Origin of the sequence: Pseudoxanthomonas mexicana, assembly GCF_001556105.1 — a bacterium.
GTDB classification, from domain to species: Bacteria; Pseudomonadota; Gammaproteobacteria; order Xanthomonadales; family Xanthomonadaceae; genus Pseudoxanthomonas_A; species Pseudoxanthomonas_A mexicana_A.
Genome location: NZ_LSIF01000105.1, coordinates 1 through 7,112, shown reverse-complemented (window position 1 = coordinate 7,112; position 7,112 = coordinate 1). Strand labels below are relative to the sequence as shown.

Annotated in this window: 6 protein-coding genes; 1 reads left to right on the top strand and 5 read right to left on the bottom strand. The window is 68.0% G+C overall.

Going from position 1 to position 7,112, the window contains the following annotated elements; genetic code table 11:
* Positions 1–264: 264 nt before the first annotated feature.
* The 5 genes from AX730_RS17855 to AX730_RS17835 form a co-directional block, all read right to left on the bottom strand.
* Positions 265–1,380: an AI-2E family transporter gene (locus AX730_RS17855; protein ID WP_407071511.1), complete on the bottom strand. Its 1,116-nt coding sequence runs from the start codon at positions 1,378–1,380 to the stop codon at positions 265–267.
* Positions 1,381–1,549: 169 nt separating this feature from the next.
* Complete coding sequence (locus AX730_RS17850) at positions 1,550–1,978, bottom strand: hypothetical protein (RefSeq protein ID WP_062358549.1); 429 nt, start codon at positions 1,976–1,978, stop codon at positions 1,550–1,552.
* Positions 1,978–2,451, bottom strand: coding sequence for a hypothetical protein (locus tag AX730_RS17845; protein ID WP_062358548.1), 474 nt, complete (start codon positions 2,449–2,451; stop codon positions 1,978–1,980). Before AX730_RS17845 ends, AX730_RS17850 begins: the two co-directional genes overlap by 1 nt.
* Positions 2,452–2,460: 9 nt before the next feature.
* On the bottom strand, positions 2,461–2,829 hold the full coding sequence (locus tag AX730_RS17840; RefSeq protein WP_407071510.1) for a hypothetical protein: 369 nt from the start codon (positions 2,827–2,829) through the stop codon (positions 2,461–2,463).
* An 84-nt stretch (positions 2,830–2,913) separates the two neighbouring features.
* A complete protein-coding gene (locus AX730_RS17835; protein ID WP_062358551.1) occupies positions 2,914–4,383 on the bottom strand; it encodes a Do family serine endopeptidase in 1,470 nt (489 codons plus the stop codon).
* Between the two features lie 541 nt (positions 4,384–4,924).
* Between AX730_RS17835 and AX730_RS17830 the strand changes: the two genes are divergently transcribed.
* Positions 4,925–7,075, top strand: a complete 2,151-nt coding sequence (locus AX730_RS17830; protein ID WP_062358547.1) for an adenosylcobalamin-dependent ribonucleoside-diphosphate reductase — start codon at positions 4,925–4,927, stop codon at positions 7,073–7,075.
* Positions 7,076–7,112 lie beyond the last annotated feature (37 nt).

Sequence of the window (7,112 nt, the reverse complement as noted above, 5' to 3'; positions counted from 1 at the left end):
AGGGCGTGCCGCCTGGGGTGTGTTTCTTTGCTTCTTTCTTTGCACAAGCAAAGAAGCGTTCTTTAACAGCCGAACGGCTGGTCAAGAAGGCCCTCCGCGGCGAGCGGCACCATGCGTGAGAAAGAAGAGTCATCCCGCAAGGCGCCATGGAATCAAAGCGCCGACGTGGATGTTGTGACGGCTAAGGGCGGACCAAAGCGACGGTCTTCGTTGCCCCTCACCCCAACCCCTCTCCCGGCGGGAGAGGGGCTCAGAACGCCGCGATTACTCCAGCAACCGCGCCCACCCCTCCATGCCCTCGACGCGCGCCAGCACCAGCTTCACGCAGACCAGCAACGGTACCGCCAGCAACAACCCGACGATCCCCCACAACCACCCGAACAACATCAGCGCCAGGATCAGCACCAGCGGCGACAGCGCCATCCGCTTGCCCAGGATGATCGGCGTGATGATCTGGCCTTCGATCGTGTGCAGCACCAGGTAGGTGATCGCCGGCAGCATCGACTGCAATGGCTGCTCGAAGCTGATGAAGCCCACCAGCAGCATCGCCACCATGCCGATCAAGGGTCCCACGTAGGGCGCGAAATTCAGCAGCGCCGCCATCGTGCCCCACAGCAGCGCCTCGGCCAGCGGCAGGCCCAGCAGGTACAGCACGCCGGCGAACACGAAGCCCACCACCGTGTTGATGATGCTGATGGTCAGCACGTAGCGCGACACCTCGCGTTCGATCGAATGCAGGATGTCGACGGTGAACTTCTTCTGCTGCCGCCCGGGCAGCAAGGCGATCGCGTTGCGCTGCAGGTTCTCGCCGTAGACCATGAAGAAGAACGTCAGCAGCACCACCGCCAGCAATGACGCCAGCACGCGCGGTGTCGCCAGCAGCTTGCGATAGGGGTCGTCGGTGGCGGCCTGCACCACCTGCGGCTGGCGACCGGAGGTCTGGCCACCGGCGGCGACGCGGGCGAAGCTCTCCGCGGCCTTGTTCGCTTCCTGCACCGGCTTGGTCAATTCGCGCAGCTTGGGCGCCAGCTGGCGCATTTCGCGTGGCGCCTGCTGCGCCCAGTCCATCGCCGACGGCAGCATCTTCTGCGCCAGCAGGCCGGTGAAGGCCATGCCGCCGAGCAGCACGATCAGTGCGCCGACGAAACGCGGAATGTACAGCCGCCGCAGCACGCGGATGATCGGGTTGCCGACCAGCGCGAAGAACATCGCCAGCAGCACCGGCAGCACCACGTCCTGCGCGGCCCAGAGCGTGTAGCCCACGGCGAGCGTCGCCAGCACCAGCAGCGGCGTCGACGCACGCGGCCGCGACGGCGTGGCCGGCGGCGGTGCGGCGGGGACGGGAGGTGCGTCGGAAGGCGCAGGTGTGCTCATGGACAGGTCGCGACCGGACTGGAGGCGCGATTGTGGGGGCAATCCTGTGGGAGCGACGTGAGTCGCGATGGGCGCCGAAGGTCGGGCGCGCGCCGCGTTCATCCGCGCGCAAGGCGGGGACAGGGGTACACCAAAAGCTCGCGACTTACGTCGCTCCCACAGAAGCCCGGGCCCGTCAGCGTTCGGACAGTTCCGTCGCCGCTTCGGCCGGACGCGGTGCGACGACCACGATGTCGTCCTCGTCGAAGGCCTCGTCCACCATCGGCTCCTCGTCGGCCACGCCCTCGGCCTGGTCCTGCACGTCCTGCGCGGTATCGACGGCCTGTTCGGCCTGCTCGGCGGCGGCCGCCGCCTGTGCGGTGGCGACGAAGCTGGACACTGCGGTGAACATCTGCATCCAGCGTGCGCCGGTCATCGCGCGCAGGGGTTCGGCGCGGCCGGTCAGGAAGCCGCTGACCACGCCGGCGATGATGATGCGCCCCGGCGTCCAGCCGTCCTTCCAGGACTGCTTGAGGATGCTCCAGTACAGCGACGTCTGCGCGCTGCGCAGTTCCACCCGCTTCTCGGCGCGTTCCACGTGCTGCTGCAACTGCTCGAAGCGCATCAGGACGCTCCGTTGCCGGCGGCGGGTGGCGCGGGTACGTCGTCCTCGTCCACGCGGTCCTCGTCGAACAGGCCGAGCTTCGACAGCTGCCGGCGCGTCGCGTGCAGGCCGGTGTGGTCGAAGTAGCGCCCCACCTTCCACGCCGCGAACCCGGCAACGGCCAGGCTGAGCAGCGCCGCGAACGACAGCGACTGCAACCACGAGAAGCCGAAGCGCTGCATCAGCGCGATCAGCGCGCCGGTGACCAGCAGCCATGCCGACGCACCGAACACGATCGCCACGCCGGCCCACGCCAGCGCGCGGCCGAAGGCGCTGCGCGCCAGCGCGAAATCCGCCGACACCAGCGCGCGCATCGCGCGGCCGGTGTCCTTGGCCGAGCCGAATGCGGCACGGCCGGCCTCACCGACCTCCTTCAGGCTGTCGATGAGGTCGGGCGGCGGTGGGGCGTCGGTGTCGCGGGGCGCGTCGCTCACGCGATGGACTTACTTGTTGCCGCCGCTGCGTGCCAGCTTGGCGATGATCCAGCCGGCGGCGAAGGCGACGCCGAACGAGGCGATCGGACGTTCGCGGATCAGGTCGGCGGCGCTGTCGATCAGATCGCGGCCCTTGTCCATCAGCGCATCGACCTGCTCGCTGGCGGCACCGCCGCCGGCTTCCGCCGCGGCCAAGCCCGACAGCGCGCTGTCGGCCAGTTCGGATTTGATGTTCGCCTTGCCCAGGCGCAACTCGTCGCCGGCGGCACTGGCGGCGCCCTTGATGGCTTCGCCGGCAGCGGCAGCGGCTGAAGCAAGGTGCGAACCGGCTTCGCCGAGGTTGGCCTTCAGCGCATCGGTGTGGGTGGGCATGGTCATGGTCGGCTCCTGCGGCAGGCGGGGGATGGGGTCACTCTAATGCACGGCGGTGAACGGGCTGTTATGTCGTCCACCGCGCCTGCGTCATTGCATCAGCAGGCGACCGGTGCCGCGTCCGCGCAGGATGTTGACCACCAGCTGCTGCGGCTTGCGCTCGAAGCTGGCGCGGAAGCCCGGCAGGTCGCCGAACTCGCCGCTGCTGCTGCCGACGATGATGTCGCCCGGGCGCAGCCCGCTGTTCCATGCACGGCTGTCGCGCACCACGTTGCCGACCTGCACGCCGCCCTGCGCACCGCGGATCATGCCGCGCAACTGCTGCCGGGCCGACTCGTCCAGCTCCTTCAGGGTGGCGCCGGTCAGGCGTGCATCGATCGTCACACCCTCGGCGTTGCGTGCGCCTTCCTTCAACGCCGCGGTGAGCTGCAGCGGCTTGCCGTCGCGGCGCACGTCCAGCTTTACCTGCGTGCCCACCGGCTGCAGGCCTTCGAAGTTGTGCAGGGCGGCGCGGTTGTCGACGCGCTGGCCGTTGGCCGACAGCACCACGTCGCCCGGCTGCAGGCCAGCGGCGGCCGCGGCAGAGCCCGGATACACGCGGGTGACCAGCGCGCCACGCGGCGTGTCCAGGCCGAGGCCGCGCGCGACGCGCTCGTCCACGTCCTGCGACTCCACCCCGAACGTACCCCGGCGCACCACGCCGTTGTTGGCGATCAGCTGGTCCATGATCCCGCGCGCCATGTTGATCGGGATCGCGAAGCCCAGGCCGATGTTGCCGGCCATGCTGCCGCGCGGGTTGAAGCTGGCGGTGTTGATACCGACCAGCCGGCCCTGCAGGTCGACCAGCGCGCCGCCGGAGTTGCCCGGATTGATCGAGGCGTCGGTCTGGATGAAGTTCTGGTAGCCCGCTACCGGAATGCCGCTGCGGCCGACCGCCGAGACGATGCCCGAGGTCACCGTCTGGCCCAGGCCGTAGGGGTTGCCCATCGCGACGACGAAGTCGCCGACTTCCAGCTGGTCGCTGTTGGCCATCGGCACCGCGGTCAGGCCCTGGGTGGGGATGCGGATCAGCGCGATGTCGGTGTCGGGGTCGGAGCCGATGAACTCGGCTTCCACCTGGCGGCCGTCGCTCAGCGTGACCGACACGCCGTCGGCGTTCTCCACCACGTGGTGGTTGGTCAGCACGTAGCCGCGCGCGGCGTCGACGACCACGCCCGAGCCCAGCGCACGCTCCACGCGTTCGCGCGGCATGTCGGGGATGCCGAAGATGCGGCGGAACACCGGGTCGTCGCCGAACGGCCCCAGCGGGCTGGCCACGCGCACGGTCTGCCGGCTGTACACGCTGACCACCGCCGGGGTGACCCGCTTGAGCATCGGCGCCAGCGACGGCAGCACCTGGCCGTCCACCGCGGTGGGCAACGCGGCAACGGTCGGGACCGCGGCGGCGGCGCTGGGCGCGGCCTGGGCGGGCTTCTGGAAGAGGTCGTTGAGGCCGGTGGCGGCGAATCCGCCAAAGGCGGCGGCAGCGGTCAGGGCGATCAGGGTGGGGAACGGGCGCAGCGCTTTCTTCATGGTGGGTCGGCAGCTCGTTGCGTCGGAGGGAGCGGGCGGCCGATGGCCTTCCGCGAACCTGAATGAGTCTGCTGACGGACCCCTAAACCTGCAATGAAGTTCACCGCGCGCGGTGGTTCGTGCACCCCGTCCGCGTGATGACGGACGGTGGGGGCGATGCCATGCAATTGTCATGTCAATCCGGTTGACAGGGGGGACCCCCGGGCGTAGTTTGGCGACTTCGTGCTGACACAAGATGTTGCGGTCCAGCACGAAGCGGACCCAAGTGCTGGTGTTTTTTCGGGCAACACGCCTTGGGAATTCGGGCGCCTTTGGGGATTGGCGCATGAGGGCAGAGGGAAGCAGTGGGCACCACGATATCGGCAGGTCCCACCTCCACAATCCGGCCACCGGCGCGGCGCATCCTGTGCAGCCGCCTGCGGTGCCGTCCCTGTCCGCCGGGGCCGCGATGAATCACCGGGGTGGGCCACGGCCCGCCCGCCACCACAGTCATTAAGAAGTTCCAGTCGTTCAGGAGAACAAGACAACCATGAGTACGGTGCGCCTCGAGGCGATCAAGACGGAACAGCCCACCCTGGTCCCCATGCAGCCCGCGTCCCAGGACATCTGGGACAAGAAGTACCGGCTGAAGACCAAGCAGGGCGAGGCTCTCGACGCCGACATCGACGGCACCTACCAGCGCGTGGCCCGCGCCCTGGCCGACGCGGAAGCCACTCCCGAGAAGCGCGCCTACTGGTACGAGCGCTTCGTGTGGGCGCTGCGCCGCGGCGCCATCCCGGCCGGCCGCATCACCTCCAACGCCGGCGCCCAGCAGCACAAGCCGGCCACCAGCACCATCAACTGCACCGTCTCCGGCACCATCGAGGACTCGATGGACGGCATCCTGGACAAGGTCCACGAAGCCGGCCTGACCCTCAAGGCGGGCTGCGGCATCGGCTATGAATTCAGCACGCTGCGCCCGAAGGGTGCCTTCGTCGCCGGCGCCGGTGCGTACACCTCCGGCCCGATGTCCTTCATGGATATCTACGACAAGATGTGTTTCACCGTGTCCTCCGCCGGCGGCCGCCGCGGCGCGCAGATGGGCACGTTCGAAATCTCCCACCCGGACGTCAAGGACTTCATCCGCGCCAAGCGCGAAGACGGCCGCCTGCGCCAGTTCAACCTGTCGCTGCTGATCACCGACGGCTTCATGGAAGCCGTGGACACCGACGCCGACTGGCCGCTGGTGTTCCCGGTGAACATCAAGGAGAAGGGCGACATCGACGTCGAGGACGCCGCGCAGGTGGTCTGGCGCGAGTGGCCCACCCACAAGAACTACATCGTCCGCGACGACGGCCTGGTGGCCTGCAAGATCTACGGCCACATCCGTGCCCGCCACCTGTGGGACATGATCATGGTCTCGACGTACGACTACGCCGAACCGGGCTTCATCCTGATCGACCGCGTCAACGAGATGAACAACAACTGGTGGTGCGAGACGATCCGCGCCACCAACCCGTGCGGCGAGCAGCCGCTGCCGCCGTACGGCGCCTGCCTGCTCGGCTCGGTCAACCTGACCACCTTCGTGCGCGACCCCTTCACCGACCAGGCGCGTTTCGACTGGGAGGAATACAAGGAAGTCGTGCGCGTGTTCACCCGCATGCTCGACAACGTGGTCGAAGTGAACGGCCTGCCGCTGGAACAGCAGCGCCAGGAAATCTTGCGCAAGCGTCGCCACGGCATGGGCTTCCTGGGCCTGGGCAGCACGCTGACCATGCTCAAGCACAAGTACGGCAGCGCCGAGTCCTGCGAGTTCACCGAGGCGATCGCCCGCGAGATGGCCGTGGCCGGCTGGGAAATGGGCCTGGCGCTGGCGAAGGAAAAGGGTGCCGCCCCGATCATGGAAGAGCGCTTCACCGTCACCGCCGCCATGCTGCGCCAGCGCCCCGAGATGGCGACCGATGGCTGGAAGGCCGGCCAGGAAATCCCCGGCAAGGTGCTGCACGCCAAGTACAGCCGCTACATGCAGCGCGTGGCCACCGTGGCGCCGGAGCTGGTCGATGAACTGGCCGAAGTCGGCAGCCGCTTCACCCACCACAGCTCGATTGCTCCCACCGGCACCATCAGCCTGTCGCTGGCCAACAACGCCTCCAATGGCATCGAGCCGTCGTTCGCGCACCACTACAGCCGCAACGTGATCCGCGAAGGCAAGAAGACCAAGGAAAAGGTCGACGTCTATTCCTACGAGCTGCTGGCCTACCGCGAGCTGGTCAACAACAAGGCCATGCCGTTCTCCGACGAGGCCGACGCCAAGCTGCCGGAGTACTTCATCGCCGCCGACGACATCTCCCCCAAGGAGCACGTCGACGTGCAGGCCGCCGCGCAGAAGTGGGTGGACAGCTCCATCTCCAAGACCGCCAACGTGCCGACGGACTACCCGTACGAGCAGTTCAAGGACATCTACCGCTACGCCCACCAGCAGGGCCTGAAGGGCTGCACCACGTTCCGCTTCAACCCCGCCGCCTTCCAGGGCGTGCTGGTGAAGGAAGCCGACCTGGAGAACACCACCTACCGCTTCGAGCTGGAAGACGGCAACGTCATCGAGGTGAAGGGCAACGAGCAGATCGAGTACGACGGCGAAATGCACACCGCCGCCAACCTGTTCGACGCCTTGAAGGAAGGCTATTACGGCAAGTTCTGAGGAGCGCGCCGTGCCCCTCTCCCCCGCCTCGCGGGGG

Coding starts and splice junctions, on each gene's coding strand:
- AX730_RS17830 (WP_062358547.1), top strand. CDS start 4,925: ATGAGTACGGTGCGCCTCGAGGCGATCAAGACGGAACAGCCCACCCTG.
- AX730_RS17840 (WP_407071510.1), bottom strand. CDS start 2,829: ATGACCATGCCCACCCACACCGATGCGCTGAAGGCCAACCTCGGCGAA.
- AX730_RS17850 (WP_062358549.1), bottom strand. CDS start 1,978: ATGCGCTTCGAGCAGTTGCAGCAGCACGTGGAACGCGCCGAGAAGCGG.